General features: G+C 65.0%; 25 protein-coding genes. 21 read left to right on the top strand and 4 right to left on the bottom strand.

Annotated features, from left to right (window positions below; genetic code table 11):
- Window positions 1-19: 19 nt before the first annotated feature.
- The 7 genes from hemW (at window position 20) to RDV55_RS00875 (ending at window position 7200) form a co-directional block, all read left to right on the top strand.
- Window positions 20-1312: a radical SAM family heme chaperone HemW gene (gene hemW, locus RDV55_RS00905; RefSeq protein WP_111822959.1), complete on the top strand. Its 1293-nt coding sequence runs from the start codon at window positions 20-22 to the stop codon at window positions 1310-1312.
- Between the two features lie 299 nt (window positions 1313-1611).
- Window positions 1612-2301, top strand: coding sequence for a SatD family protein (locus RDV55_RS00900; RefSeq protein WP_111822960.1), 690 nt, complete (start codon window positions 1612-1614; stop codon window positions 2299-2301).
- Window positions 2294-3124 (top strand): hypothetical protein, encoded by an 831-nt coding sequence (locus RDV55_RS00895; protein ID WP_111822961.1) that lies wholly within the window; start codon window positions 2294-2296, stop codon window positions 3122-3124. The genes RDV55_RS00900 and RDV55_RS00895 overlap by 8 nt, the downstream gene beginning before the upstream one ends.
- A gap of 133 nt (window positions 3125-3257) precedes the next feature.
- Window positions 3258-4052, top strand: a complete 795-nt coding sequence (locus RDV55_RS00890) for a DUF3097 family protein (RefSeq protein WP_245907635.1) — start codon at window positions 3258-3260, stop codon at window positions 4050-4052.
- Window positions 4053-4183: 131 nt separating this feature from the next.
- The gene (gene hrcA, locus RDV55_RS00885) at window positions 4184-5227 is read left to right on the top strand and encodes a heat-inducible transcriptional repressor HrcA (protein WP_111822963.1); all 1044 of its coding nucleotides are present in this window, start codon (window positions 4184-4186) and stop codon (window positions 5225-5227) included.
- A gap of 62 nt (window positions 5228-5289) precedes the next feature.
- The gene (dnaJ, locus tag RDV55_RS00880) at window positions 5290-6408 is read left to right on the top strand and encodes a molecular chaperone DnaJ (protein WP_111822964.1); all 1119 of its coding nucleotides are present in this window, start codon (window positions 5290-5292) and stop codon (window positions 6406-6408) included.
- A gap of 6 nt (window positions 6409-6414) precedes the next feature.
- The gene (locus RDV55_RS00875; protein WP_111822965.1) at window positions 6415-7200 is read left to right on the top strand and encodes a 16S rRNA (uracil(1498)-N(3))-methyltransferase; all 786 of its coding nucleotides are present in this window, start codon (window positions 6415-6417) and stop codon (window positions 7198-7200) included.
- Window positions 7201-7206: 6 nt separating this feature from the next.
- On the opposite strand, the gene RDV55_RS00870 is transcribed toward RDV55_RS00875, so the two are convergent.
- Entirely contained in the window at window positions 7207-8106 is a 900-nt protein-coding gene (locus RDV55_RS00870; RefSeq protein WP_111822966.1) for an aldose-1-epimerase, read from the bottom strand.
- A gap of 125 nt (window positions 8107-8231) precedes the next feature.
- Between RDV55_RS00870 and RDV55_RS00865 the strand changes: the two genes are divergently transcribed.
- The 5 genes from RDV55_RS00865 (at window position 8232) to RDV55_RS00845 (ending at window position 12973) form a co-directional block, all read left to right on the top strand.
- Complete coding sequence (locus tag RDV55_RS00865; RefSeq protein ID WP_111822967.1) at window positions 8232-9563, top strand: C1 family peptidase; 1332 nt, start codon at window positions 8232-8234, stop codon at window positions 9561-9563.
- Between the two features lie 133 nt (window positions 9564-9696).
- Window positions 9697-10713: an adenosine deaminase gene (add, locus tag RDV55_RS00860; protein ID WP_111822968.1), complete on the top strand. Its 1017-nt coding sequence runs from the start codon at window positions 9697-9699 to the stop codon at window positions 10711-10713.
- A gap of 174 nt (window positions 10714-10887) precedes the next feature.
- The gene (locus RDV55_RS00855; RefSeq protein WP_111822969.1) at window positions 10888-11670 is read left to right on the top strand and encodes a gamma-glutamyl-gamma-aminobutyrate hydrolase family protein; all 783 of its coding nucleotides are present in this window, start codon (window positions 10888-10890) and stop codon (window positions 11668-11670) included.
- On the top strand, window positions 11667-12338 hold the full coding sequence (locus tag RDV55_RS00850) for a sugar O-acetyltransferase (protein ID WP_111822970.1): 672 nt from the start codon (window positions 11667-11669) through the stop codon (window positions 12336-12338). The genes RDV55_RS00855 and RDV55_RS00850 overlap by 4 nt, the downstream gene beginning before the upstream one ends.
- The gene (locus RDV55_RS00845; RefSeq protein WP_111822971.1) at window positions 12335-12973 is read left to right on the top strand and encodes a peptide deformylase; all 639 of its coding nucleotides are present in this window, start codon (window positions 12335-12337) and stop codon (window positions 12971-12973) included. Before RDV55_RS00850 ends, RDV55_RS00845 begins: the two co-directional genes overlap by 4 nt.
- A 32-nt stretch (window positions 12974-13005) precedes the next feature.
- Here RDV55_RS00845 and pflA read toward each other — a convergent pair whose 3' ends face one another.
- The 3 genes from pflA to pflB all read right to left on the bottom strand — a co-directional run bounded on the left by pflA (window position 13006) and on the right by pflB (window position 16502).
- Window positions 13006-13884, bottom strand: coding sequence for a pyruvate formate-lyase-activating protein (gene pflA / locus RDV55_RS00840; RefSeq protein ID WP_111822972.1), 879 nt, complete (start codon window positions 13882-13884; stop codon window positions 13006-13008).
- A gap of 137 nt (window positions 13885-14021) precedes the next feature.
- Window positions 14022-14273: an autonomous glycyl radical cofactor GrcA2 gene (gene grcA2, locus RDV55_RS00835; protein WP_003792950.1), complete on the bottom strand. Its 252-nt coding sequence runs from the start codon at window positions 14271-14273 to the stop codon at window positions 14022-14024.
- Between the two features lie 123 nt (window positions 14274-14396).
- On the bottom strand, window positions 14397-16502 hold the full coding sequence (gene pflB / locus RDV55_RS00830; RefSeq protein ID WP_111822973.1) for a formate C-acetyltransferase: 2106 nt from the start codon (window positions 16500-16502) through the stop codon (window positions 14397-14399).
- A gap of 274 nt (window positions 16503-16776) precedes the next feature.
- Here pflB and RDV55_RS00825 point away from each other — a divergent pair, with 274 nt between their 5' ends.
- From RDV55_RS00825 to RDV55_RS00785, 9 genes are all read left to right on the top strand, one after another.
- Complete coding sequence (locus tag RDV55_RS00825; protein WP_111822975.1) at window positions 16777-18084, top strand: homoserine dehydrogenase; 1308 nt, start codon at window positions 16777-16779, stop codon at window positions 18082-18084.
- A gap of 1 nt (window position 18085) precedes the next feature.
- Window positions 18086-19036, top strand: coding sequence for a homoserine kinase (gene thrB, locus RDV55_RS00820; RefSeq protein ID WP_174703781.1), 951 nt, complete (start codon window positions 18086-18088; stop codon window positions 19034-19036).
- A 217-nt stretch (window positions 19037-19253) separates the two neighbouring features.
- Window positions 19254-20957, top strand: a complete 1704-nt coding sequence (gene rho / locus RDV55_RS00815; protein ID WP_373462896.1) for a transcription termination factor Rho — start codon at window positions 19254-19256, stop codon at window positions 20955-20957.
- Window positions 20958-21415: 458 nt separating this feature from the next.
- Entirely contained in the window at window positions 21416-21637 is a 222-nt protein-coding gene (gene rpmE / locus RDV55_RS00810; protein ID WP_007589405.1) for a 50S ribosomal protein L31, read from the top strand.
- Between the two features lie 94 nt (window positions 21638-21731).
- A complete protein-coding gene (gene prfA, locus RDV55_RS00805; RefSeq protein WP_111822978.1) occupies window positions 21732-22826 on the top strand; it encodes a peptide chain release factor 1 in 1095 nt (364 codons plus the stop codon).
- On the top strand, window positions 22823-23734 hold the full coding sequence (locus tag RDV55_RS00800) for a N5-glutamine methyltransferase family protein (RefSeq protein ID WP_111822979.1): 912 nt from the start codon (window positions 22823-22825) through the stop codon (window positions 23732-23734). The genes prfA and RDV55_RS00800 overlap by 4 nt, the downstream gene beginning before the upstream one ends.
- Window positions 23731-24405 (top strand): L-threonylcarbamoyladenylate synthase, encoded by a 675-nt coding sequence (locus RDV55_RS00795; RefSeq protein ID WP_111822980.1) that lies wholly within the window; start codon window positions 23731-23733, stop codon window positions 24403-24405. Before RDV55_RS00800 ends, RDV55_RS00795 begins: the two co-directional genes overlap by 4 nt.
- Entirely contained in the window at window positions 24402-25508 is a 1107-nt protein-coding gene (locus tag RDV55_RS00790) for an MraY family glycosyltransferase (RefSeq protein ID WP_111822981.1), read from the top strand. The genes RDV55_RS00795 and RDV55_RS00790 overlap by 4 nt, the downstream gene beginning before the upstream one ends.
- Window positions 25505-25798 (top strand): hypothetical protein, encoded by a 294-nt coding sequence (locus RDV55_RS00785; protein WP_111822982.1) that lies wholly within the window; start codon window positions 25505-25507, stop codon window positions 25796-25798. Before RDV55_RS00790 ends, RDV55_RS00785 begins: the two co-directional genes overlap by 4 nt.
- The last annotated feature ends 61 nt before the right edge of the window (window positions 25799-25859 follow it).

The following is a 25859-nucleotide window of genomic DNA, read 5'->3' as shown; positions in this document are numbered from 1 at the left end:
TGACGGTTGGAACACGCTCGTGAGCCCGGCCCAGCCCGAGGGTCAGCGCTGGTCACCTGACGGCTCGCTGGACCCCGGCCTCGTTGAGGCCGATCGTGGTCGTCCGCTGTCCGTGTATGTGCACGTGCCGTTCTGTCGTGTGCGCTGCGGCTACTGCGATTTCAATACCTACACTGTCGGCTTTGGGCCGGGCGCGCGGGTGGGGGATTATGCTCCCTCCGTTCTCGCCGAGGCCCAGCTGGCCTCACGCGTCATGTCCGAGGCCGGGCTGCCCACCCGGCAGGCTCGTACGTTGTTTTTTGGCGGCGGCACGCCGACGATGCTGGACACTGCGGAGCTGATCGAGATCCTCGCCGGTCTGCGCGAACGTATCGGGATTGCTCCCGAAGCGGAAGTGACCCTCGAGGCCAATCCTGACACGGTGACGCGCCAGGGGCTCGCGGAGCTGGCCGCCGCCGGTTTCACGCGAGTGTCATTCGGTATGCAGTCAGCCGTGCCCGCGATCCTGGCGACCCTGGATCGTACTCATACGCCCGAGCGAGTGCCCCTCGTTGTCGAGTGGGCAAAGGAGGCGGGCCTGTCGACCTCGGTGGATCTCATCTATGGAACGCCGGGGGAGAGTCTCAAGGACTGGGAAACCTCCCTGCGTGCGGCTCTGTCCTACGAGCCTGACCATGTCAGCGCATACGCTCTGGTCGTCGAGGAGGGGACGAAGATGGGCGCTCAGGTGGCGAGGGGAGAGTTGCCGACACCGGACCCGGACGACGAAGCCGCCAAATACGAGCTTGCCGATGCCCTCCTTGGTGAGGCCGGGTATGCGTGGTACGAGATCTCAAACTTCGCGCGCGTGACTGAGGCTGATCACTCCTCGGGGCGGTCGTCGACCCACTTTGAACATGCTTCCGCGCATAATTTGGCCTACTGGCGAGACTGGGACTGGTGGGGTTTTGGGCCGGGCGCGCACTCCCACATGGGGCGCGCGCGCTGGTGGAACGTGAAGAACCCGGGGGCCTATGCGGGGCGTCTGAGAGCGGGGCATTCTCCCGCCTACGGCGGCGAGATTCTCGACGCGGATGCGCGCGAACTGGAGCGCGTCATGCTGGGCGTGCGCACCTCTGAGGGGGTCGCTATTCAGGGGCTGCCGGGTCTGTCAGTGCCCGACGGGTCGGGCACGCCGTCCGGTGGCCGTATCGCTGCGCTCATCGCCGATGGTCTCATTGACGGGGCTTCAGCTCTGTCTGGACGCGTTGTTTTGACGCTGCGTGGGCGCCTTCTTGCGGACTATGTCACCCGCGAAATCATGGGCTACTGACGATGAATTGCTGCCTTTGCAGCGGAATACTCATATAGTGGTAAACATTCGTCGGAGGCGTCAATCGCCGCAATATAGCTTGTAATGTGCGAAATACAAGCACATGTGTGGGCATGGTTGTTAGCTGTTTGACATGCGATGAGAGTGTGCGATGTGACAAGCTGGTATAGCGTCCCGATAGTGTTGACATCATGGTTGAAATATGTTTGCCTAGATGCGTCATGTGAAGCCGAGTAATTTGCAGGGTTCCTTTATGGGGGAGCTTGTGAAGAGCTGTATACAAGGAAAAGTGTGGTATTGTGACTCTTCGATATGCTGTCATTGCCGACATCGTGGGCTCTCGTACGCTGACCAATCGTACAGAGGCCCAGGGAGTCTTTGAAGCCGCTCTTGGGGACGCGAGCGAAGGTCTCGCGCTGCTGCAGGCTCCGTACCCGACGGTCGGCGACGAATTCCAGGCGGTGGCTTACACGCTTGAGGATGCGCTTCTTCTTACCCTGCGTGCGCAGCTTCTTCTTCCTGCGCCGCTCCAGCTACGTTTTGGAATCGGTGCGGGGCAGATTGAAGAGTTCTCCTCGGGAGTGCAGCGGCTGGCTCCCGAACGTTCGCGCGGGTCTGAGTCTGCTCAACTTCAGGATGGGTCCGCTTGGTGGGCGGCTCGGGCAGCAATTAATCGCGCACATGACGTTCAGGATTCTTCGAATCCTTTCATCCGCACCTGGTTCATGGCGCACGCCTCGGTCGAGTCGGCGTTCTCGAGTCATTGCCAGACGTGCATCAACGCCCTGCTGAGCCTGCGCGATCACGCGATCCTCAAGCTTTCCGCGCGTCATCGTCGCATTACAGCTGAGCTTCTTCTTGGTAAGACGCAGGTGGAAATCGCTCGAGCCGAGAAGCTGTCGCAGCAGGCCATTTCCGACTTCGCCCGGGGCACGGGGGCGGGGTTGATCCAGTCGTCTCTCATTATTGCGGAGGCTGCACGTGCATGAAGTCCTTCTCCTGGGAATCGCCGCCTCGGAGCTTACCGTTCTTCTCACATCTGATCCGCGACGGTGGTCACGACGCCTCTCGATCTTCCTAACGCTTCTTCTCGCGGTGATCTGCTACTCGTGGTTCATCCTGGGGGTGAGCTCCGTCGCGAACGCGATTGGCGCGGTCCTGGCGGTCGCGTGGTTCGCCTGGGACCTCGCCGATCCGTCGGCGCGCGGAGTTTTGGGGCGGTGGGCTTTGGCATCCGTCGGCTTCGTCGCCCTCATGAGCCTGAATCCGGCGAAGTATCCGCTGCTCTCGCTGCTGTCGGGGCGTTCGATCGATCTGATTATTACGGTCCTCTTCCTGGTGACGGGGCCCGTCAATCACCTGATCACGGCGATCCTCCAGTGCGCGCGTGGACGCGCTTCCGATCCCGTTCCCGGTTGGATCAATGCGCCCGTCCTCCCGGCGATGCCGGCGGCGGTGTCTGAGGATCGGGACGAGGATGAGGCTGACTCCGAGGTCGTGGATCCTCCGGTGATCTCCGGGGCGCTGTCCATTGTTTCCGCGCCCGCAGCGGACGAAGAGGAAGAAGTGACGGCGCTGCGCGGTGGTCGTTGGATCGGGCCTCTAGAAAGGCTCCTTATCATCGTTCTGGCCGGTACCGGCGCGGAAGTGGCCATCGCTGCCGTCGTCGCGGCCAAGGGGGTCATTCGATTCCCGGAGATCTCGCAGGACTCCACGGGGGAAAAGGCCGAGGAGTTCCTCATCGGTTCCGTGTCGTCGTGGATCCTGGCAGCCCTCGTGTCGATGTTCATTCGTGCCGTGATCCTGCACTGACGCGGGCACCGCTAAAGTATGCCAGGTGAATAGCTCAGATCCGTACGGCCGCAACATCTTCGACCACGACCCGCATCGCGACGGGCCGGGGGCAAGGCGTCCGCGTTCGCAGGCCGTCCACGTTGAGATCGGCATGGTCCTGGAGGACGTCGCCTCCGGCTGGGTCGGTGCCGTCACACGGGTCGAAAAGTCCGGCGGCGTTCACCTTGTCGAACTTGAGAATCGCCGAGGCGTTCGTCGTTCCTTCCCTCTCGGTCCCGGCTTTTGGCTGGAAGGGCGTCCCATCGCGGCGCTGCCTCCCCGCCCGGCTCCCACCCAGGCCTCGTCGAGTGTGCAGGTCAGTGCGTCGGGGCGACGCATTACGAACTCCGGTTCCTTCGCCCCTGCTTCGAGCGGTCCCAAGGTTGCCAAGCGCTCGCGCATTTGGGTGGAGGGGCGTCACGACGCAGAACTTGTTCAGCACGTCTGGGGAGAGGACCTGGCCGAGGCCGGTATTGCCGTTCAGCTGCTTGAGGGTGTCGACAACTTAGAGGCGGTTCTGGAGGTGTTTGAGCCGACCGATACGGCGCGTGCGGGGGTCCTCGTCGACCACATGGTCCCCGGATCGAAGGAGTCTCGTATTGCGCGGGCCGTCTCCGAGCGGTGGCCGGATGCCGTCCTCGTCCTCGGGCATCCCTTCGTTGACATCTGGCAGGCCGTCAAGCCTGCTCGCCTGGGCCTATCGCAATGGCCGGATATTCCTCGCGATATCGACATCAAGCACGGGACGCTTGATGCGCTTGGATGGCCCCACGCTGACCAGCGCGACATTGCGATGGGGTGGAAGAAGATTCTGTCCACCGTGCGTACGTACCGCGATCTTGAACCCGCGCTACTCGGCCGGGTTGAGCAACTCATCGACTTCGTGACCGTTCCCTGGGCACAGTAGGTCGGGTGCGGCCCGCGAGTGACGTTCGCGCAGGGCGCATGCGTCGACGGGGTCTCCTGTCGCTCCCGGTTGGTTGCCAGGAGTAGCATTGGCACTCAGGAAGTAGGAGTGCCAGGCAGGGAGGAGATGGCATGACGCGCAACAGCGCACAGAACCGCAGGCTTGACGTCCTGCGGGCCATCGTCACCCAGTATGTGGCCACTCGTGAGCCTGTCGGCTCAAAGGCCATCGCGGCGGGCGGACTCGGCGTCTCCTCCGCGACGATCCGCAACGACATGGCGGTGCTGGAGGAAGCCGGACTCATCTACCAGCCCCACACCTCCGCCGGTCGCGTCCCCACGGACCGCGGCTACCGGGTCTTTGTCGACCGGCTCGCCGAACTCAAGCCCATGAGCGGCCCCGAGCGCGCCGCCCTCGAGACTTTCCTCTCCGAATCAGTTGACATCGACGACGTCGTGGAACGCTCGGTGCGCCTCCTGGCACAGGTGACGCATCAGGTGGCCCTCGTCCAGTACCCGGTCGCGCGCGCGCGCCTGCTGAAGCACCTTGAGGTCATTGACCTCGCGCCGGGCCGCCTCCTCGTCGTCGTTGTCACCGCGGACGGCGAGGTCGGGGAGCGCACCCTCAGTTTCAACGCACCCCTCGGCGACGGGCAATTGCGCGAGGCGCGCGAGCTCCTGCGACGCCATTGTGACGGTGCCACCTGTGCAACCGCGCAGGCCTGCGTCGACGCGGCCACGGCCTCGGCCCGCCCCGAACTCGTCGGAACTGTCGCCGCGATCGGCACCGCCCTGACCGATGTGCTGAGTGGCCAGAGCGAGTCGAAGATAGTCGTAGCCGGTGCCGCGAACCTGGCGCGCGGGGCCCTTGACTTCCACGACATCGCCCCCGTTTTGGACGCACTCGAAGAGCAAGTCGTTCTCATGCGCCTCTTCGCCGAGGCCGATCAGGGCGACGACCTGCACGTCAGTATCGGCACCGAGAACCCCCACGATGGCCTGTCTGAGACGGCCGTCGTCACCGGCACCTATCGGGCGGGCTCCGACGAGAGCGACGGCTCCGCCCACCTGGGCATCGTCGGCCCCATGAGGATGGACTACGCGCGCACCATGAGTTCGGTGCGGGCGGTGGCCGCCTACCTGTCCCGATACCTCGCTCAGCAAGCACATAGCTAACTCGGTCCTGTGCCGAGACCTAAGACGATGAACGAACGACCCCACGAGAAGGAATAGCAAGCGTGAGAGACTACTACGAGGTCCTCGGCGTCGCCCGTGACGCCAGCCAGGACGAGATCAAGAAGGCCTACCGCAAGCTCGCGCGTAAGCTGCATCCCGACTACGCGGGAGCTGACTCGGAAGAGGCCTTCAAGGAGCTGTCCGTGGCCTACGAGACCCTCTCGGATCCGGACAAGCGCCAGATGTATGACATCGGTGGCCCGGACGCGTTGCGCGGTGGCGGAGCAGGAGCGGGCGCTGGATTCGGTGGATTCTCCGACATCTTCGAGGCCATGTTCAGCGGTGGCTTCGGTGCCTCGTCTGCGGGTCCCGCATCGCGCGTGCGCCGGGGCAAGGATCGTCAGGTGGTCGTCGATATCACGCTGGAGGACGCTGCTTTTGGCGCTGCGAAGGAAGTGGCCTTCGATACCCACGTCCTGTGCGACTCCTGCCACGGCTCGATGTGTCAGCCGGGCACCTCGCCCACGCAGTGCTCGACCTGTCACGGTTCCGGCTTCGTTACCCAGATCCAGAACTCGCTCTTCGGGCGCATGCAGACGCAGACACCGTGTCCGTCCTGCCAAGGCTACGGTGACACGATCGCCACGCCCTGTGTGGAATGCTCGGGCGCGGGCCGAGTGCGCACGCGCCGCACCCTCAACATCAACATTCCCGCGGGTGCCAGCGAGGGCACGCAGATCCGCGTGAGCGGCGAGGCCGAGGTCGGACAGGGCGGCGGCCCCAACGGCGACCTCTACCTCTCGATCCGCGAGAAGAAGCACCCGGTCTTCGATCGTCGCGGGGATGACCTGCACACGTGGATCACGATCCCGATGACGACGGCGGCCCTGGGTACCGAATTCGAGCTCGAGACCCTCGACGGCAAGAAGACCGTCACGATTAATCCGGGCACCCAGCCCAACGACGACATCGTCCTGGAAGGCCTGGGCGTCGGGCACCTGCAGCGGTCGGGTCGCGGCTCCATGCATGTGCATGTCGATGTGCAGATTCCTAAGAAGCTCGACGACAAGTCGCGCGAGCTGCTTGAGGAGCTCGCGAAGGTGCGCGGAGAGGTGCGTGTGGAGCCGCATCGCCAGCAGTCCTCGTTTTTTGACAAGCTCCGCGACACCTTCATGGGGTGATGCGCCGTGACGTTGCCCGTTTTCCTTTCCGAGGACCTGACCCCGTCGATTGACACCCTGTCCGTGGGAGAAACGGTGACACTTGCCGGAGCGGAGGGACGCCATGCCGCCTCAGTGCGCAGAATCGGTGCGGGTGAGTGGGTCGATGTTGTCGACGGGTTCGGTCTGCGCGCGACGTGTGAGGTGAGCGGCAGTGACAAGTCGTCACTGTCCCTCGTCGTGCGCGAGCTCGTGCAGGAGGAGGCTCCCCGTCCCGAGATCGTGCTCGTTCAGGCACTGGCCAAGGGCGGACGCGACGAAGCCGCCGTCGAGATCTGCACCGAGATCGGTATCGACCGGGTGATCCCGTGGGCGTCGCAGCGGGCGATCGTCCAATGGAAGGGCCCGAAGGCCGACAAGGGGCGCGCGAAATGGGAGGGCGTTGCGCGCGCCGCCGCCAAGCAGTCGCGCCGCGCGTTCGTACCCGTCGTCGAGGAGGTCAAGGATAGTAGCGATCTGGCTACCTGGATTTGCGATCTCACTGACGAGGCCGGGGTGGCCTTCGTCTGCCACGAGGAGGCCACGGTCTCGCTGGGGGTCGCGCTGGCGCGCATTCAGCAAGCCTGTGGTGGTGCGCTGCCCGCGCGCATCGCGCTCATCGTGGGACCGGAGGGCGGTATCGGAGAACACGAGACCGCGCGGCTGGTGGACGCCGGCGCTTCCACGATCGGGCTGGGTGACAACGTCCTGCGTTCCTCCACGGCCGGCGCGGTCGCACTCACGCTGATTCGCGCCGCCGCGGGAAAATACTAGGAGGCGTCAGCTCTCCGAGCCGGCGATCCGCGCGCTCAGCGTGTGCGTCTGGCCCGAGGCCAGGGCAACCACGTCCGTGCCCGAGTTGAAGGCGTTGGGCGGGCAGCTCATCGGTTCGACGGCCACGCCGACTCGGCCGATGTAGTCGGCGGAGTAGACCTGCAGCCAGCGTGCGTCTGAGGAGAGGGAAACGGCCACGCCCGAGGCGGGGTTGCGCAGCGTGACGGTCCACGATCCTTGCGGCAGACCCGCGAACGCATGGTCGAGCGCGGCCTTGTTGATGAGGGTGGGGGAGCGGAAATCCAGGCCAAACGAGGCGACGTCGTGGGCGGCCACCGGGATCATGGAGGCATCGGCCTCGTAGACGATCGTCGCGGGATTGCTCAGCTCCAGAACGTCCGCCTTCGCGCCGTCGATAGCCAGGTACGGGTGGAATCCGACGCCGTAGGGGGCGGTGCCCTCGCCGATGTTCGTCGCGGACAGCTCGACGCTCAGGCCGGCGTCAGGGTCCAGGCTGTAGCGCGCGGACACGGCCAGCGTCCACGGGTACGAATAGCGCGCTGCGATGAGGGTGCGCAGGAGGACCGAGGAGGCGTCGGCTTCGGCAATCTCCCATTCCTGGAAGGCCACGAATCCGTGCAGGGAGGTGCCCAAGGCGGGTTCGTCGACGGGGAGATCGTAGGAGACGCCCTCCCACGAGTAGGAGCCGCCGGCGACGCGGTTCGGCCACGGCATGAGCACCTTGCCGAGATAGCCGGGAGGACATTCATTCACGCCGTGGGGGACCGCGAGATCATGCCCGCGGTAGCGCAGGCCGGCCAAGCCCGCGCCGACGGTGACGATCCGAGCCTCGTAGTCTCCGGCCTCTAGAGTGATTTCGCGCCCCGACGCGCAACGATTGAACATTGATGCTCCTACGCATTCACTGAACATGAATAACACTCATTCTAAACGGAGCTGAGTCGTCTGGGGCTTTGCGAACGCGTATCCTTATAGAGAATGACTCTCGATTGAAAGGAGTGCCTCGGCCAATGGCACACGAGATCACCGACGAATTCGTCGCCGCTATGCACGCATCCTCGGACTCCGCCCGCGCGGTCGCCCGCAACGCAGTTACCCACGCAGGCGTGGAGGCGGTTGCCTTCGACCGCGCCAAGGTGGTCGCCACCCCCACGGTCGTGTCCCACAAGGTGGACGACTGGAAGGTAACGGCTCAGAAGAAGTCCGGCCGCTGCTGGCTCTTTTCCTCCCTCAACCTCCTGCGCTCGACCGCGCGCACGCGCATGGGCCTCAAGGACTTTGAGTTCTCACAGAACTACGTCCTCTTCTGGGACAAGTTCGAGCGCGCCAACTTCTTCCTCACCGACGTCATCGCCACCGCGAAGACGGAGGCGCTCGACGGCCGCCTGCTGCAGTTCCTGCTCGGCGACGTTCTGTCCGACGGCGGCCAGTGGGACATGGCGGTGTCCCTGTACTTGAAGCACGGCCTCGTCCCCAAGATCGCGATGCCCGAAACGGAGTCCTCCGGCCACACCGCCCCCATGAATGACCGCCTCAAGGTCGTCCTGCGTCGCACAGCGCTTGAGCTACGTTCCCTCGTCGAAGCGGGCGCCACCGAGAAGGAAATCTGTGAAGTCAAGGAGGCCGCTCTGGCCGACGTGTGGCGCATCCTCGTGATCTGCCTGGGCGAGCCCCCGGCCTCCTTCGAATGGGAGTGGCGCGACGACAAGGGCGAGTTCCACCGCGACGGTGTCCTCACACCGCGCGAGTTTTACTCGCGCTACGTGGATGTGGACCTCACCCAGTACGTGTGCCTTGTCGACGACCCGCGCGCCGAGCACCCCAAGGGCCATACCCTCACGGTCGACCACATGGGTAACGTCGTCGGCGGCCGCCCGATCCTCTACGTGAACGCCCCCGTCGAGCAGATCCGCGAGATCACGGCCTCCATCCTGGCCTCGGGCCGCGCAGTCTGGTTCGGTGCCGACTGCGGCCAGCAATCCGACCGCGCCTCCGGCCTGTTCGTCGACGGCCTCTACGACTTCGACAACCTCTTCGGCGTGGACTTCTCTACCTCCAAGGAGCAGCGCGTCAACACCGGCGAGTCCGCGATGAACCACGCGATGCTCTTCACGGGCGTCGACATCGACGAGGAGGGCCAGTCCCGCCGATTCCGCGTGGAGAACTCATGGGGCGATGAACCCGGTGAGAAGGGCTTCTTCACGATGGATGCCGCGTGGTTCGACGCCAACGTCTTCGAGGTTGCCGTGCACGTGGATGACCTGCCCGCCGAGCTGCGTGCGGTCATCAACGAGGAGCCGCTGCACCTGCCCGCCTGGGATCCGATGGGTGCTCTGGCCTGAGGCAACGGCCGTGGCGTGCCGATCGTAGGGCGGAGGAGTCGACGCCGAATCGGTGCGAAAAGTCCCTGAAAAAGGGGCGGGTGGAGTGGGACAATTGTTCCGCGACACCCGCCCCGTTATCTGTGGAGGACACATGAGCACCGACGTGACCCGCGACTTCGCTTTCGGCCTGCCTAAGGCCGAGCTGCACCTGCATCTGGAAGGTACCCTTGAGCCCGACCTCAAGCTGGCCCTCGCCCGCAAGAACGGCATCGACATCGGGCAAAGCACCGTCGAAGAGGTGCGGGCGACCTACCAGTTCAACGACCTCACATCATTCCTGGCGGTCTACTACCCGGCCATGAACGTCCTCCAGGACGAGGACGACTTCCACGATCTGGCCGCCGCCTACTTCGAGCGCGCCCGTGCCAATGGCGTTGTGCGCGCCGAGTGCTTCTTCGACCCGCAGGCACACACCTCCCGTGGGGTATCCATCGAGGCGGTCATCCGCGGCTACCATCGCGCCGTCGTCGAGGCTCGCGAGGCCGGCCTGTCCGCCGACCTCATCCTGTGCTTCCTGCGTGACTTGAGCGCGCAGTCCGCGCTCGAGACGCTCCAGACGGCCCTGCCCTACAAGGACATGTTCATCGGCGTCGGGCTTGACTCCGACGAACGCGACAACCCGCCCACGAAGTTCGCCGAGGTCTTTGCTTTGGCGCGTGAGGCCGGCCTGCACGTGACGATGCACTGCGATATCGACCAGGTCGGCTCGATCGACAACATTCGAGCGGCCCTGACCGAGCTGGGCGCCGAGCGCCTCGACCACGGCACGAACATCGTCGAAGACCCCGCGCTGGTCGCCTATGCGCGGGACCACGGCATCGGCCTGACCTCGTGCCCGCTGTCCAACTCCTTTGTCACCGAGGAGATGAAGGGCAAGGAAATCGTCGAGCTCACCGCCGCGGGCGTGAAGGTCAGCGTCAACTCCGACGACCCCGCCTACTTCGGCGGGTACGTCGCAGACAACTACCTGGCACTGGCTGAGCGCTTCGACCTCAGCCGCGCGGACCTGGAGCGCATCGCCCGTAACTCCATCGAGATCGCGTGGATCTCGGAGGAGGAGAAGGCTCACCTGCTTGGGCGCATCGACGCCTTCGTCGCCCAGAATTGACAGTCCACCAACGAGGCTGGGGCCGAAGCCGTGATCTCGCCTTCGTGCCCCGGCCTCGTCGTGCGCGGAGCAACCCTATGCCCATACGTCCGACATGCGGACAAGCGCTGTCACAATCGGCCACAGCGTGAACGCATCGCGCGCACCGGGGAGCGGGCTGACATGATAGGGACCATGACGAACCACACGAAGCCGACGTTGTTGATTTCCAACGTCCTGCCGGCACGCCCGGGGGACGAGGCATACAACAACATCTGCATGCGCCTGTGGGATCGTCTTCTTCAGGCTGCGGTGCCGAACTGGAACATCATCCGCGAATACGCGCAGGAAGACGGCGCCGAGGGAGCGACACTGCGAGCGCGCCACGCCGACGCGATCATCATCATGGGCGGTGAGGACGTCCACCCCAGCCTGTACGGCTCTTCACAGGGGTACGAGGCCGAGGGACGCCACTGGTACCGCGCCGACCGCGGGCAGATCGCCCTGGTCGAGTACGCCGTGCGCACGGGGACGCCGCTCCTGGGGATTTGCCGTGGCATGCAGATCATCAACACGGCGCTGGGGGGCACGCTCGAGCAGCACATTGAGGGAGCGAACGGCACTCACACGAACGACGGGATCCTGTCCGATCACCGCTTCATCCGCCACAGCGTGCGCGTCGGTGAGGGCACGAACCTCGAGCGAGCCCTCGCTCCCGTCCTGACCGACTCCGAACTGGTCATCTCTTCCGCCCACCACCAGCGTGTCGCCCGCCTCGCGCGCGGCCTGCAGGTCAGTGCCTACGCGCCCGACGGCACCATCGAAGCCATCGAATCCTTCGCCGCGCCCGTCATCGGAGTCCAGTGGCACCCCGAGGACCCCGCCGCCGACATCTCCCAGCTCCGCGCGCTCCTCGGCCACCTGGATGGGCGCCGCGCCCCCCGCCTCGAGAGGGCCTCGACTACACTGGTCGCATGACCATCTTTCCGGGAACGAACTTCGACGACCCGCGATTCCGCGACGACGAGCGTCCCCCCGCGCAGCGCATGCACGACGGCGACTACTACGTCGCGGACGATGAACTCGCGGCCCTCGCGAAGCGCGCGGTTCGCCTCCTGAGCCTCTACGAGCAGGCGCATCCCACCGACCCGGACATCGCCCGCTACCTGCTCGCCCAGACACTCGGCCAGGTGGGGGAGGGCGTCGACATTCGACCGCCCCTGCGCGTTGACTACGGGTACAACATCTCCATCGGTGGCGGTTCCTGGGTCAACTACGGCCTGACCGTGCTCGACGTCGCCCCGGTGCTCATCGGCACCGACGTCCTCATCGGCCCCAACTGCTCGCTCTACACGGCGATCCACCCGACCGAACCCGGGCCTCGTCGCGCGAAATGGGAGTCCGCCGCCCCGATCACTCTCGAGGACAATGTGTGGCTAGGCGGCTCCGTCGTCGTTTGCCCCGGTGTCACCATCGGGGAAAACTCGATCGTCGGAGCGGGCGCCGTCGTCACCCGAGATATCCCCGCGAACTGCATCGCGGTCGGCAACCCCGCCCGCGTCATCAAAGCCCTCGATCCCGCCACCCCGCGCGCGGTTGAAGCGGCTGGCGTCGGAGTCATCGCACAGGCGTCAGATCGCGCATGAGTATCCTGCCTATCTGCATCACGGGCGAGCCGGTCCTGCACCGGCAGGCCGCACCCGTGGAATCTTTCGACTCTGCTCTGACGGATCTCGTCGCCGACATGATCGAGACCATGCACGCGGCCCCCGGCGTGGGCCTGGCCGCCCCGCAGGTGGGCGTCGGCTCCCAAGTCTTCGTGTGGCGCTACGCCGGCGGCGGTGCCTTCGACCGCCACTTCCGTAATGTCCTCCAGCTCGACGACGGTCCCTCGCACGGCTTCAACACGGCGATGGACGGCGTCGTCGTCAACCCAAGCCTCGATCTCATCTGGGACGAGGAAGGACCGGGGGCCATCTTGCCCGCAGACCCCGATATCGTGCGCGAATCCGAGGGCTGCCTGTCCGTGCCCGGCTACGGATACCCCCTGCGCCGCGCGCTCGGCGCGATCCTGCGCGGATACGACGCCCACGGTGACGCCATCGAGGTGCGCGCCCGCGGCTGGCTCGCGCGTATCTTCCAGCACGAATACGACCACCTGCAGGGCACCCTTTATGTCGACCGCCTCGAGGTGCCCTATGCCGACGAGGCCCAGCGGGTCATCGCCGAGCGCGGCTGGCGCACTGCCGGAAACACGTGGACCCCGCAGGAGCGAGCCTGACTCGCGTCCTCTCGGGGCCCAGGTGACAACGCTCAGTGGACCTGGAAGCCCAACGAACGGAAGTAGTTGCGGACGTCCTCCGTGGCCTCGGGCGTGGGTGCCTTCGTGTCCTCCAGGTGGTATTCCAGGCCAAGCGAATGCCACTTGTCCTTGCCCAGCTGGTGGAAGGGCAACACCTCGATGCGATCGATGACGTCCTTCCAACGCGAGACGATCTCGCCGACCTGACGCACGTTCTCGGGATCGTCGGTCAGACCCGGGACGAGCACGAAACGAATCCAGATCCGGGTAGCTCCGCCGCGCGCGGCGATGCGGTCGCCGAACTCTATCGTGGGTGCCAGGTCTCGGCCCGTCGCCTTCTTATAAGTCTCGGGATCGCCGCTCTTGACGTCGAGCAAGACCAGATCGATGGCGTCGAGCATCTCGTCGTCGCAGTTCGCGCCCAGGTATCCGGAGGTGTCGATGCACGTGTGCACGCCCATCTCCTTGGCACCCATGAGGATGCGCTTTGCGAACTGGGGCTGCATGAGGACTTCGCCGCCCGATAGCGTGATGCCGCCCTTCGTCGTGCGGAAGATGCGACGGTATCGGGCGATGCGCGAGAGCAACTCCGTGTCGGAGACGGGAGCGCCGTCCTTCATGAGGAAGGTGTCGGGATTGTGGCAGTACAGGCAGCGCAGCGGGCAACCGTTGAGGAAGACCGTCATTCGCGTGCCCGGGCCGTCAACGGCCGTGACGAGTTCCCACGAATGAATGGAACCCAGCGTTCCCTCACGCATACGACGCAGGCGCTCAGAGCGCTCGAGATCGCTCAGCTCCTCAAGGCCGTCGATGCCGGCACCGACGGTACGAACTTGGGGAGCTTGGAAGTCCTGCTCGCGGAACGTGGGAAGTGCGAGGGGCTGCGACATGATTCCTTCTTCGAGGTGTAGTGGGCGCGGTGGCCGTGGTGGGAACGAGACCGGGGATTGTCAGCGGTGCACGCCGATGTGGGCAGACATAGTAGTGGGGCGCCGAGCGTTGCCCGACGCCCCACTCCAATCAGCTATCAGGCCGAGTGGTGGAAGGTACGGGACAGGACGTCCAGCTGCTGCTCACGGGTGAGCTTGACGAAGTTAACGGCGTAGCCGGAAACGCGAACGGTCAGGTTCGGGTACTTCTCGGGGTGCTCCATGGCGTCCTTCAGCGTGGACTCCTCGAGAACGTTAATGTTCGCGTGGTACAGGCCTTCCTTGTCGCCGCGCTCTTCACGGGCGGCCTTCATGTCGGCGAGGCGCTCTTCGTAGGTCTTGGTTGCCATAACATTTCTCCTTTTGTGAGACTCCGGCGGTGCCGGCTTGGGTAGGTCGCGGCGCGACTCACCCACGTGTGTGGGGTGGCGGGGATCAACACGGGTGGCGCATCGATCCCCGCCGATGGTGGATCAGTAGCCCGCGGTGCCGTCGTAGGCGCAGGAATCATCGGGAACGAAGCCGGCGTCGAGGATGCCAACCAGGTTCTGGATCTGCTCTTCCTTGGAGCGGCCAAGGCCCTGCGGGGTGATCGTGTTCGTCAGCGAGATGCCGTCGAGTGCGTCGTTGTAGTCCAGCTTGCCGACCGACAGCATGGAGGCGACCATGCCGTGCGTGTCGATGCCGTTCTCCGGGTTCGCGCCGGGGGCGAAGGGGGTGCCCTTCTCGTGACCCGACGGGAAGGAGCCGGTGGCCTTGCCGTACACGACGTTCGAGGTGATCGTCAGGACCGACTGGGTCGGGATCGCGTCGCGGTACATGGGGATGCGGCGGATCTTGTCCATGATGGTGTGGACGACGGTCGCGGCGATGTCGTCGGCGCGGTCATCGTCGTTGCCGTAGGTCGGGAAGTCGCCCTCGGTACGGTAATCGACGACCAGGCCGGTTTCGTCGCGGATCGGGTAGACCTTCGCGAACTTGATGGCGGCCAGCGAGTCGGCAACGATGGACAGGCCGGCGATGCCACAGCCCATGGTGCGAATGATCTCGGAGTCGTGCAGCGCCATCTCGATGGACTCGTAGGCGTAACGATCGTGGCAGTAGTGGATGATGTTGAGGGCCTCGACGTAGGTGCCAACGACCCAGTCCAGCATCTCCTCGTAGCGCTTCCACACGTCATCGAAGTCGAGCGGGCCGTCACCCTGGACGGGCTCGTAGCCTTCCATGACCTGCTTGCCGGTCATCTCGTCGCGGCCACCGTTGATGGCGTAGAGCAGGGCCTTGGCGGCATTCACGCGCGCGCCGAAGAACTGCATCTGCTTGCCGACCTTCATGGGGGAGACGCAGCACGCGATGGCGGCGTCGTCGCCCCAGTGGGCGCGGATCTGCGGATCGGACTCGTACTGGATCGACGAGGTGTCGATCGAGATAAGGGCGCAGAACTCCTTGTAGCCGCGGGGCAGGTTCTCGTCCCAGAAGATCGTGATGTTCGGCTCGGGAGCCGGGCCGAGGTTGACCAGGGTCTGGAGCAGACGGAACGAGGTCTTGGTGACCAGGGTGCGGCCGTCGTCGCCGAAGCCGGCGTCCGACCAGGTGGCCCAGTAGGGGTCGCCCGAGAAGATCTGGTCGTAGGCGATGGTGCGCAGGAAGCGGGTGATGCGCAGCTTGATAACCAGGGCGTCGATGATCTCCTGGGCACCGGACTCGTCCAGCGTGCCGTTCTTCAGATCGCGCTCAAAGTAGATGTCGAAGAAGCCGGACAGACGGCCAATCGACATGGCGGCACCATCCTGAGACTTCACGGAGGCCAGGTAGCCGAAGTAGGTCCACTGCACGGCCTCGTGCGCGTTGGTGGCAGGGCCGGAGATGTCGTAGCCGTAGGAGACGGCCAGGTTCTTCAGCTTCTTGAGGGCCTTGATCTGCTCGGAGTGTTCCTCGCGGTAGCGTGCCCAGTGCTCGGAGAAGGGCTGGTCGGTGTAGCGATCCTTGTCCTTTTCCTTCTCGGCGATGAGGTGGTCGACGCCGTAGAGGGCCACGCGGCGGTAGTCGCCGATGATGCGGCCGCGGCCGTAGGCGTCAGGCAGGCCGGTGATGATGTGGGAGGAACGAGCGGCGCGAATACGAGGCGTGTAGATATCGAAGACCGCGTCATTGTGGGTCTTGCGGTACTGCGTGAAGATCTTCTTCACGTCGGGGTTGTATTCCTTGCCGGCCTCGTGGATGGCGGTCTCGACCATGCGCCAGCCGCCGTTGGGCATCATTGCACGCTTCAGGGGGGCATCGGTCTGCAGGCCGACGATCACGTTGTCGTCCTCGCAGATGTAGCCGGGCTTGAACGCGTCGATGTCGGCGGGGGTGTCCGTGTCGATGTCAAGGATGCGCACCTTGCGCTCTTCGGAGAGGTACTTCTCTTCGAGAGTTTTCCACACGTTCAGGGTCTTCTCGGTCGGTCCTGCCAGGAACGAGGCGTCTCCCTCGTACGGGGTGTAGTTCAGCTGGATGAAGTCACGCACGTCGACCTCATCGCACCAGTTACCCTTTACGAAACCTTCCCAGGCCTTCTGGTCTGCTGTCGTCATTCTTCCTCTTCTCGGATTTCCGTATCCCGTTGTGGGGACGGTATGTCAGGAGCAGCGCTCCATGTGCGTCGGATTCCAACGCTTAGGCCCATTGTCCTACGGCACCCTGGGTCCCGACAAGCCATAGCGCCATGCAACCTATGTTCTGCGTCTCAGGATATGGGCCTAAAGTCTCTGTTGGCTAAATTGTGGGACCAAGGTCCTCAGCAGAAGAGAGGGACCCTGACCGCCTACACTGGTAGCAGTGCCCGTCCCACAAAGGAGAGAAAGTCCTATGTCTGCACCCCGTCCCGTCCTCGGAGTTGGCGTTCTTGGAGCTGGAACCGTCGGTAGCCAGGTCATTCGCATCCTGCAGTCCAGCCGTGAGGATTTCGCCGCTCGCTCGGGCGCTGAAATGGAAGTGCGGCGCGTCCTCGTCCGCAATGTGGATGCCCCGCGCGACGCCCCGATCGACCGCGAGCTGCTGACCACCGACCCGGCCGAGGCCATCGATAGCATGGACCTCGTCGTCGAACTGATCGGCGGCATCGAACCCGCGCGCACCCTGGTCCTGCGCGCGCTCAACCAGGGTATTTCGGTCGTCACCGGCAACAAGGCTCTGCTGGCCGCCCATGGCCCCGAGCTCTACGAGGCCGCCGCTTCCAACGGTGCCGATCTCTACTACGAGGCTGCCGTCGCGGGCGCTGTCCCCGTCGTCTACGGTCTTCGCGAGTCCCTCGCCGGTGACCGCATCACGACCGTCATGGGCATCGTCAACGGCACGACGAACTTCATCCTGGATGCGATGAGCACCAAGGGCCTGAGCTACGAGGAGGCCCTCAAGCAGGCGCAGGACCTCGGTTTCGCAGAGGCCGATCCGACCGCGGACGTCGAGGGCCTCGATGCCGCCGCCAAGTGCTCCATCCTGGCTTCGCTCGCATTCCATACGCGCGTCGGTATCGACGATGTGGCCGTCGAAGGCATCTCGAGCATCACGAAGGAAGACATGGAAGAGGCCGCGCGCGTCGGGCATACGATCAAGCTTCTGGCGATCGCCGAGCGCCGCATCGGCGAAGATGGCCGCGAGGGTGTCGCCATGCGCGTCCATCCCGCCCAGGTGCCCTCCGATCACCCGCTGGCCTCTGTTGACGGTGCCTTCAACGCGATCCTCCTCGAGGGCGAAGCCGCCGGTCGCCTGATGTTCTACGGGCAGGGCGCGGGTGGCGCTCCCACGGCCTCGGCCGTCCTGTCGGACCTCGTTGCTGCCGCTCACCATCGCGCCTTCGGCGGTCACGCCCCGCGGGAGTCGGTGTACGCGCACCTGCCGATTCTCGATCCCGGCTCGACGCAGACCCGCTACCAGATCCGCCTGCAGGTCGAGGATCGTCTCGGTGTTCTGTCAGACGTTGCTGGCATCTTCGCCCGCCACGGGGTCTCGATTCAGTCTGTGCACCAGCGCAACGACGACGTGCCCGGTGCCTGCGTCATCGTCGTGACTAGTCACCGTGCCCGCGAGGCCGACCTGCGCGCCGTCGCCCGCGCGCTGTCCGTGTCCGACGCTGTGCGCGAAGTGACCTCTACGATTCGTGTCGAGGGTGAGTGACGTGCGCTTGCGTGATGATTTCGTCGCGGTGAAGGTTCCCGCGACCAGCGCCAACCTCGGGCCTGGTTTCGATTCGATGGGACTCGCTCTGGACCTGTGGGACGAGGTGTCGGTCCACGCGACCACGGGAGTTACCTCGGTCGTCGTCGAGGGAGAGGGTGCCGGAAATGTCGAGCTGGGCGAGGATCACCTCGTTGTTCGCGCCCTGCGTCTCGCGCTCGACCGCGTCGGTGCGCCCCAGGTGGGTGTGCGCATGCGCTGCACGAATCGCATCCCTCATTCGCGAGGCCTGGGATCCTCAGCGAGTGCGATCGTCGCAGGCGTGACGCTGGCGCGGGCCCTCATTGGCGACGCCAACGTACTCGGCCGTCAAGAGATCCTTGAGATCGGCTCGCAGATGGAGGGACATCCCGACAACGTCGCTCCCGCAGTCTTCGGAGGCGCGACGGTTTCCTGGATGAACGAGGAGACCAGCGAGGTGGGCAGCGTGCGCCTGACCCCGCCCGACGACATTAGCCCGGTCGCCTTCATTCCCGACTTTGAGCTGCGTACCGCCGCCGCACGTGCCGCCCTGCCCGCGACAGTGCCGCACGGCGACGCGAGTTTCAACGTCGCCCGCGGCGCTCTGCTGGCAGCCGTTCTGTCGGGCAACGCCCAGGCGAGCGGGGGAGCGGACCTGCACTGCCTCCTCATGGAGGCCACACGCGATCGCCTGCACCAGGAGCAGCGTCGGGCTGCGATGGAACCCTCGCTTGCCCTCGTCGACTGGCTGCGCGGTGCCGGGTTCGCCGCAGTTGTTTCCGGCGCTGGTCCCACGGTGCTCTCCCTGGAACCCGTGGGTGCGGATATCCGCCGGGATGCTGGTGCCGCCGGGTGGCGAGTGGTCCCGATGGGCGTGGCCCCCCAGGGCGTACAGATCACCCGTGGAAGCCTCTCGAAGGTGGAGTTCTGAGCTTTATCGCGCTGTGAGTTTCTGCGCAAGCCCCGCCAGCCGCGCGGTCTGATCGACAGCGGGCTGGCGGTCTTGCTATATTCTTCTCAGGTCGAGACGATCGTTCGACTTCGGCCTTCGCGATGCGCCGCTTTTGCGCGTCTTCCTGATCAAGCTTTTTCGTGTGCTTGAGCAATCACCTCGCCCGCTGTGGGCGCATTCCAGTAAGGATCACTTCGTGAGTAACGAAACCTCCGTCGAGACGACCCCGTCGCTGTCGGCAATGAAGCTGCCTGAGCTGAAGGCTCTGGCCGCCTCCCGCGGCCTGAAGGGCATCTCCCAGCTTCGTAAGTCCCAGCTGATCGAGCTGCTGAGCAACGGTGCCGGTGCCTCGACCCCCCAGGACAAGGCTCCCCGTGAGGAAGCCTCCGCCTCGTCCAAAAAGAAGGCCAACAAGGCCGAGAAGCCGACTGCTGAGGCTCCTATCGCCGATAAGCCCGCCGATGAGGCTCCCGGCGAGGCGCCGCGTCGCTCTCGCCGCCGCCGCGCGGTGAGCCAGGGTGCCGTCGAGCCCGCGCACGTCACGCTTGACCTGCCCCTGCCCGCCGCAGAGCGCACCGAGCCTACCTCGGAGCCCGACACGGCAGTCGTTGAGAGCGTTCTGAACATTGAACTGCCCGACGGAGATGACGCCGAGGGGCGTCGTCCCCGCCGTGAACGCGGTCGCCGTGGTCGTCGCGATCGCGAGAATCGCGGCGAAGGCCGCGAGGGACGCGAAAACCGAGAGGCCCGCCCCGCGCGCGGTGCCGAGGACAACCTTGCGCCGATCGCGGGCATCCTCGACATTCAGGAGAACCACGCCTTCGTGCGTACCTCCGGATACCTGCCCGGCCCGAACGACGTCTACGTGACGCTCGGTAACGTGCGCCGCTGGGGTCTGCGCGCCGGTGATGCGGTCGCCGGTGCCGTGCGCCTACCCCGTGAGGGCGAGCGTCAGCGCCAGAAGTACAACGCGCTCGTGCGCGTCGACTCCGTCAACGGCATGACGATCGAGCAGGCTCAGGCGCGCCGCGAGTTCGGCAAGCTGACCCCGATCTACCCTTCCGAGCAGCTGCGCATGGAGACCTCGCCGAAGGCGTTCACGCCTCGCGTCATCGACCTGGTTGCTCCCGTCGGTAAGGGACAGCGTGGCCTCATCGTCTCTCCGCCTAAGGCCGGTAAGACCATGGTCATCCAGCAGATGGCCAAGGCTATCGAGTTGAACAACCCCGAGGTGCACCTCATGGTCGTCCTGGTGGACGAGCGCCCCGAAGAGGTCACGGACATGCGCTCGATCGTCAAGGGTGAAGTCATCGCCTCCACCTTCGACCGTCCCGCCTCCGACCACACGACCGTCGCCGAGCTCGCGATCGAGCGCGCCAAGCGCCTCGTTGAGCTGGGCCAGGATGTCGTTGTCCTCCTCGACTCGCTCACGCGCCTGTCGCGCGCCTACAACCTGGCTGCACCCGCCTCGGGCCGTATCCTCTCCGGTGGCGTCGACGCGTCCGCCCTGTACCCGCCCAAGAAGTTCTTCGGCGCGGCCCGCAACATCTCCGAGGGCGGCTCGCTGACCATCATCGCATCCGCGCTGGTGGAGACCGGTTCGAAGATGGACGAGGTCATCTTCGAGGAGTTCAAGGGCACCGGCAATATGGAGCTGCGCCTGTCGCGTCAGCTCGCCGAACGCCGCATCTTCCCCGCGATCGACCTCAACGCGTCGGGCACCCGTCGCGAGGAGCTGCTCTTCAAGCCCGAGGAGCTGCGCATCATGTGGAGGCTTCGCCGCGTCCTGGGTACCCTCGACCAGCAGCAGGGCCTCGAGCTGGTCCTTGACAAGCTCAAGGAAACCCAGTCCAACGCTGAGTTCCTCATGCTCATTCAGAAGACGACGCCCTCCGAGTGAGAGGGGGAGACGCGGGGCGAGTGGCGAAAGCCGCTCGCCCCGTTATCTCATTCTGAGAAGGGATGCCCCGGCCTGTGTGAAATCGACCATCGTGTCACGGTGAATGAATAACGTGTTTGACGAGCCTCGCGACGAACACTCCTTCCGAGGCCGAGCACCACCGCAATGCGAGGACGAGTGAGCGTGGACGAGGCGACTCATGTACGCGCGTGGAGCATTCGGAGGGGCCCACGAAACGGGTATGAGTGAGCTCCCAATTCGCCCATAGCCGATATCACGCCTGAGACGGCTTCTCGTCGTTGAAGGGGCTGTGTGCGTGTGCGATAATGTCGTGTCGGCTTACCGGTTCACCGGCATGCCCCAGACGCCGCTCGGTGTGCTGGAGGGTGATCCCCCGTCAGATGCGGGAGACGCTGCATGTCCGGACCCGGGGCACCAAACGATCCAGGAGAAACTCCATGAAGCAGGGTATTCACCCCGAGTACGTGGACACCGTCGTGACCTGCACGTGCGGCAACTCGTTCCACACCCGTTCCACCATCACCTCCGGTGAGATGCGCGTGGACGTGTGCTCGGCTTGCCACCCGTTCTACACGGGTAAGCAGAAGATCCTCGACACCGGCGGCCGCGTCGCCAAGTTCGAGGCTCGCTACGGCAAGCGCGTGCGCCCCTCCAAGTGAGGGTGAGCGGCTAGCTCAACGGCGGTGTCGTTGGCCTGACGGCCGACGGCGCCGCCGCTTTGTCAACTGTATGGATCAAAGGATGTGGTGAATAGTGGCCGCGACGGATGAGCTCGGCGCCCTGGGCCCGCTGCTCGAGGAATACGAGCAGGTCGAGGCGCAGATGGCGGACCCTCAGACGCTGGCGGACCCGCAGCTGATGCGCCGCGTGGGACGTCGCTACGCTGAGCTCGGCCGCGTGAAGGCAGCCGCCGATCGACTCTCGTCCGCCTCGGGTGACCTGGAGGCGGCCCGCGAGCTGGCCGTGGAGGACCGATCCTTCGCCGATGAGATTCCCTCCCTCGAAGAGGAGGAAGCGGCGGCCCACGAGGCCCTCGTCAAGATCCTGGCTCCCCGCGACCCCGAGGACGCGATGGACGTCATTCTTGAGATCAAGGCCGGCGAGGGGGGAGAAGAATCCGCGTTGTTTGCATCCGACCTGGCGCGCATGTACGGCCGCTACGCCGAGGCCCATGGGTGGAGTGTGACCGAGATGAGCGCGACGCACACCGAGCTGGGCGGCTATAAAGACATCACCCTCGCGATCCGCGCGAAGGGCACTCCTGCCCCCGACGAGGGCGTGTGGGCTCACCTGAAGTATGAGGGCGGCGTACATCGCGTGCAGCGCGTGCCCGTCACCGAATCACAGGGACGCATCCACACCAGCGCCGCCGGTGTCTTCGTCATGCCGGAGATCGAGGACGACGAGGAAATAGTCATCGATCAGAACGATCTGCGCATCGACGTTTATCGTTCGAGCGGCCCCGGCGGCCAGTCGGTCAATACGACGGACTCCGCCGTGCGCATCACGCACATCCCGTCGGGGATCGTCGTGTCGATGCAGAACGAGAAGTCGCAGCTTCAAAACAAGGAGGCCGCGCTGCGTGTCCTCGCTTCGCGCCTGGCCGCGGAGGCCCGAGCGAAGAAGGAAGCCGAGGCCTCGGCCCAGCGGCTCTCCCAGGTGCGTACCGTGGATCGCTCGGAACGCATTCGTACCTACAACTTCCCGGAGAATCGCATCGCGGATCACCGCACCGGCTTCAAGGCTCACAACCTGGATGCTGTCCTGTCGGGCGCGCTCGACGCCGTCATCGCTTCGTTGCAGGAAGCCGATGAGGCCGAGCGCCTGGCCGCCGCCGCGCAGTCATGACGGGCAGCGAGATGGGTGCGTGGACGTTGAATGAGGCGCGATCCTGGGTGCGCGAGCGCCTGGGCGACGCGGGGACCGAATCCGTCGAAGCGGATATGCGCGAGCTACTTGAGTGGGCATGCGATGTCTCCTCCCAGTGGGAGCTTCCCGCGGAATTAACGGAGGAACAGGCCCAGAAGCTGCGCTCGGCGGTAGGGGAGAGAGCCCTGCGAATCCCGCTGCAACATGTGACTGGACGCATGTTCTTTCGTTCTTTGACCCTTCAGTCGATGCCCGGCGTGTTCGTCGTTCGCCCCGAAACCGAAGTCCTTGCGGGACTGGCCATCGACGAGGCCGGTGCCGTCGTTCGTGAGCGAGGAGAGGCGCGCGTGGTTGACCTGTGCACCGGGTCGGGTGCTATCGCCCTTTCTGTCGCCCTCGAGTCGGTGTCCACAGAGGTGTGGGCCGTCGAGAAGGAAGCGGATCCTTTCGCTCTGGCCTGTCGCAACCGCGACCTACTAGCTGCACGTGGAGTTCATTTGGAGCGCGCGGACGCCACACGGGACGCCACCTTGTCGCACCTTGATGGCATGGTCGACATCATCGTCACGAATCCCCCTTACGTTCCCCTGGACGAAATGCCCACGCAACCCGAGGCGAGCGCCGACCCCCACGTTGCCCTGTACGGAGGTAGCCCCGACGGTACCGAGATTCCGGTGCGGATCATGCGCCGTGCCCTCACGCTGCTGCGTCCCGGCGGCACCCTCCTCATGGAGCACTCTCCGAGCCAGGAATCACTCCTGCGCGACCACGCCAGTGCGGCCGGTTTCGTCGACGTGTCGACTCTTCCCGACCTGACGGGTCGCCCGCGCTTCCTGCGAGCCCGAGCACCCCAATCGACGAAGCCCACGACATCCGTGACACAATGACACCGATGAGCACTGAAACGATTCTGAGCGCTGCTCCCGCTCTCGGGCGTCGCGACCTCGAGCGCGCGGTCGACGAGCTGCGCGACGGCGGAATACTGGTTGTGCCCACGGATACGGTCTACGGAATCGGCTGCGACGCAGCCAATCCGGCTGCTGTGGCCGCCGTCCTCGCCGCCAAGGGACGAGGCCGACAGATGCCTCCTCCCGTGCTCGTCGCTTCCGTCGATTCGATCGATTCCCTGTGCGTTGGCGTCCCCGAGGCCGCCCGCGCTCTCGCACGCACCTTCTGGCCCGGCGGACTGACCCTCATTCTCCGCGCCCGTCCCGACCTCGGGTGGGATCTGGGTGAGACCGGCGGAACGATCGGCGTGCGCATGCCCGACCAGGATGCCCTCCTGTCCCTCCTGAACTCCTTCGGCCCGATGGCCGTCACCTCGGCGAACCTGACCGGGCAGCCTCCGGCCACCTCGGTTCGCCAGGCCATCGGCTACTTCGGCACTCGCGTCTCCGCCTACCTGGACGGTGGCCCCACTGCGGGATCCACGGCCTCGTCCATCGTGGACTTCGCTCACGACGAGCCCCGCGCGCTGCGCCTGGGAACGATCTCCCTCGCCGACCTTAGGGAAGCGGCCGCGGTGCCGATTGCACCCGTGGAGGGCAGCGCGCCGTGAAGGTCTACCTGCTGCTGGCCGCCATCGCGATGGCCCTGACGATTCTGCTGACGCCGGCGGTGCGCTGGGCGTGCCTGCGCTTTAAGATTCTGCCGCCAGTGCGTGGACGCGACATTCAAAAGACGCCGATTCCGCGCCTCGGTGGCGTAGCGATGACAATTGCGCTGATCGTGACGATGCTCGTCGCCTCGCGCATCCCCTACATGGCACCGCTGTTCACGACGACGGTTCCATGGGCCGTCATGGCCGGCACCGGTGCGATGTGCCTGCTGGGCATCGTCGACGACATTATCGAGCTGGATTGGATGGCCAAGCTCGGCGGGCAAGTTCTGATTGCGGGCGGCATGGCCTTCGGTGGCGTCCAGCTCGCCTCGTTCCCCATCTTCGGCATCACGCTGGGCTCGTCGCGCCTGTGGCTCTTCGTCTCCGTCTTCTTTATTGTCGGGATCATGAACGCCGTCAATTTCATCGACGGACTCGACGGGCTGGCCTCCGGCATGATCGCGATCGGTGCGGGATCCTTCTTCGTCTACTCCTATATCATCACCCGACTCATGGGCTCCGCCTCCTACGCGACGACCGCCAGCCTCATCGTTATCGCGCTGCTCGGAGTGTGCGCGGGATTCCTGTGGTTCAACTTCCACCCCTCCTCGATTATGATGGGCGGGGGAGCGGAGACCATGGGCCTCGTCCTGGCGTCGGCAGGCATCATCGTCACCGGAAAGATCGACCCGACGCTGCTCGGACGCCAGCAGATGATCGTGTCCGCGCTGCCGCTCATCCTGCCGCTGTCCGTTATTTTCATGCCCGTGCTCGACCTAGTTGTCACCTCAATTCGACGCATGAGTCGAGGCAAGAGCCCCTTCGTCGCGGACCGCTCACACTTCCACGATCGTCTGCTCGTCGCGGGCCATTCCCACCGGGGCGTCGTTGCGATTCTGTGGATGTGGACCGCGATCGTGTGCATCCCCGCGGTCGGCCTCCTTGTGTTCGAGTGGTGGCGGGTCGCGCTTGTTGCCATCATCGCATCTGCCTGTGGCGTGGCCGTTACCACCCGTGAGTTCCCCAAGGAAGACGCCGCCCACGAGGAGAATTACGCATGAGCTACCTACTCGCCGTCGTCATGATCATCATCATCTGTGCCGCACAGTGGTTCTTCACGTCGCGTGCTCTGCGCTCGCCCTCTCATTTTATCGGGTGGGTCAGCGGCGGATACGCCGCGAAGATCGGGTTGCTCGCCCTCGGGCTCTACCTTCCGCGCGCCTTCGGTGTCGACGTTCGCATTGCTGCAATTGCAACGATCGTGGCGATCATCGTGTCCTCGAGCGTTGAGATGGTGGTCATGATGCGCAAGCGCACGATGAACGTAGACGCGCCCGCCGACACCGAGTAACCCTTGCGCGCGCTCGACAGCCCCATCTCTGTATAGAATGGTCCGAGTTGCTCGCGCAGCA

Origin of the sequence: Schaalia odontolytica (assembly GCF_031191545.1) — a bacterium.
GTDB classification, from domain to species: Bacteria; Actinomycetota; Actinomycetes; order Actinomycetales; family Actinomycetaceae; genus Pauljensenia; species Pauljensenia odontolytica.
The sequence above is the reverse complement of the archived record's forward strand: the minus strand, read 5'-3'. Positions and strand labels throughout refer to the sequence as shown.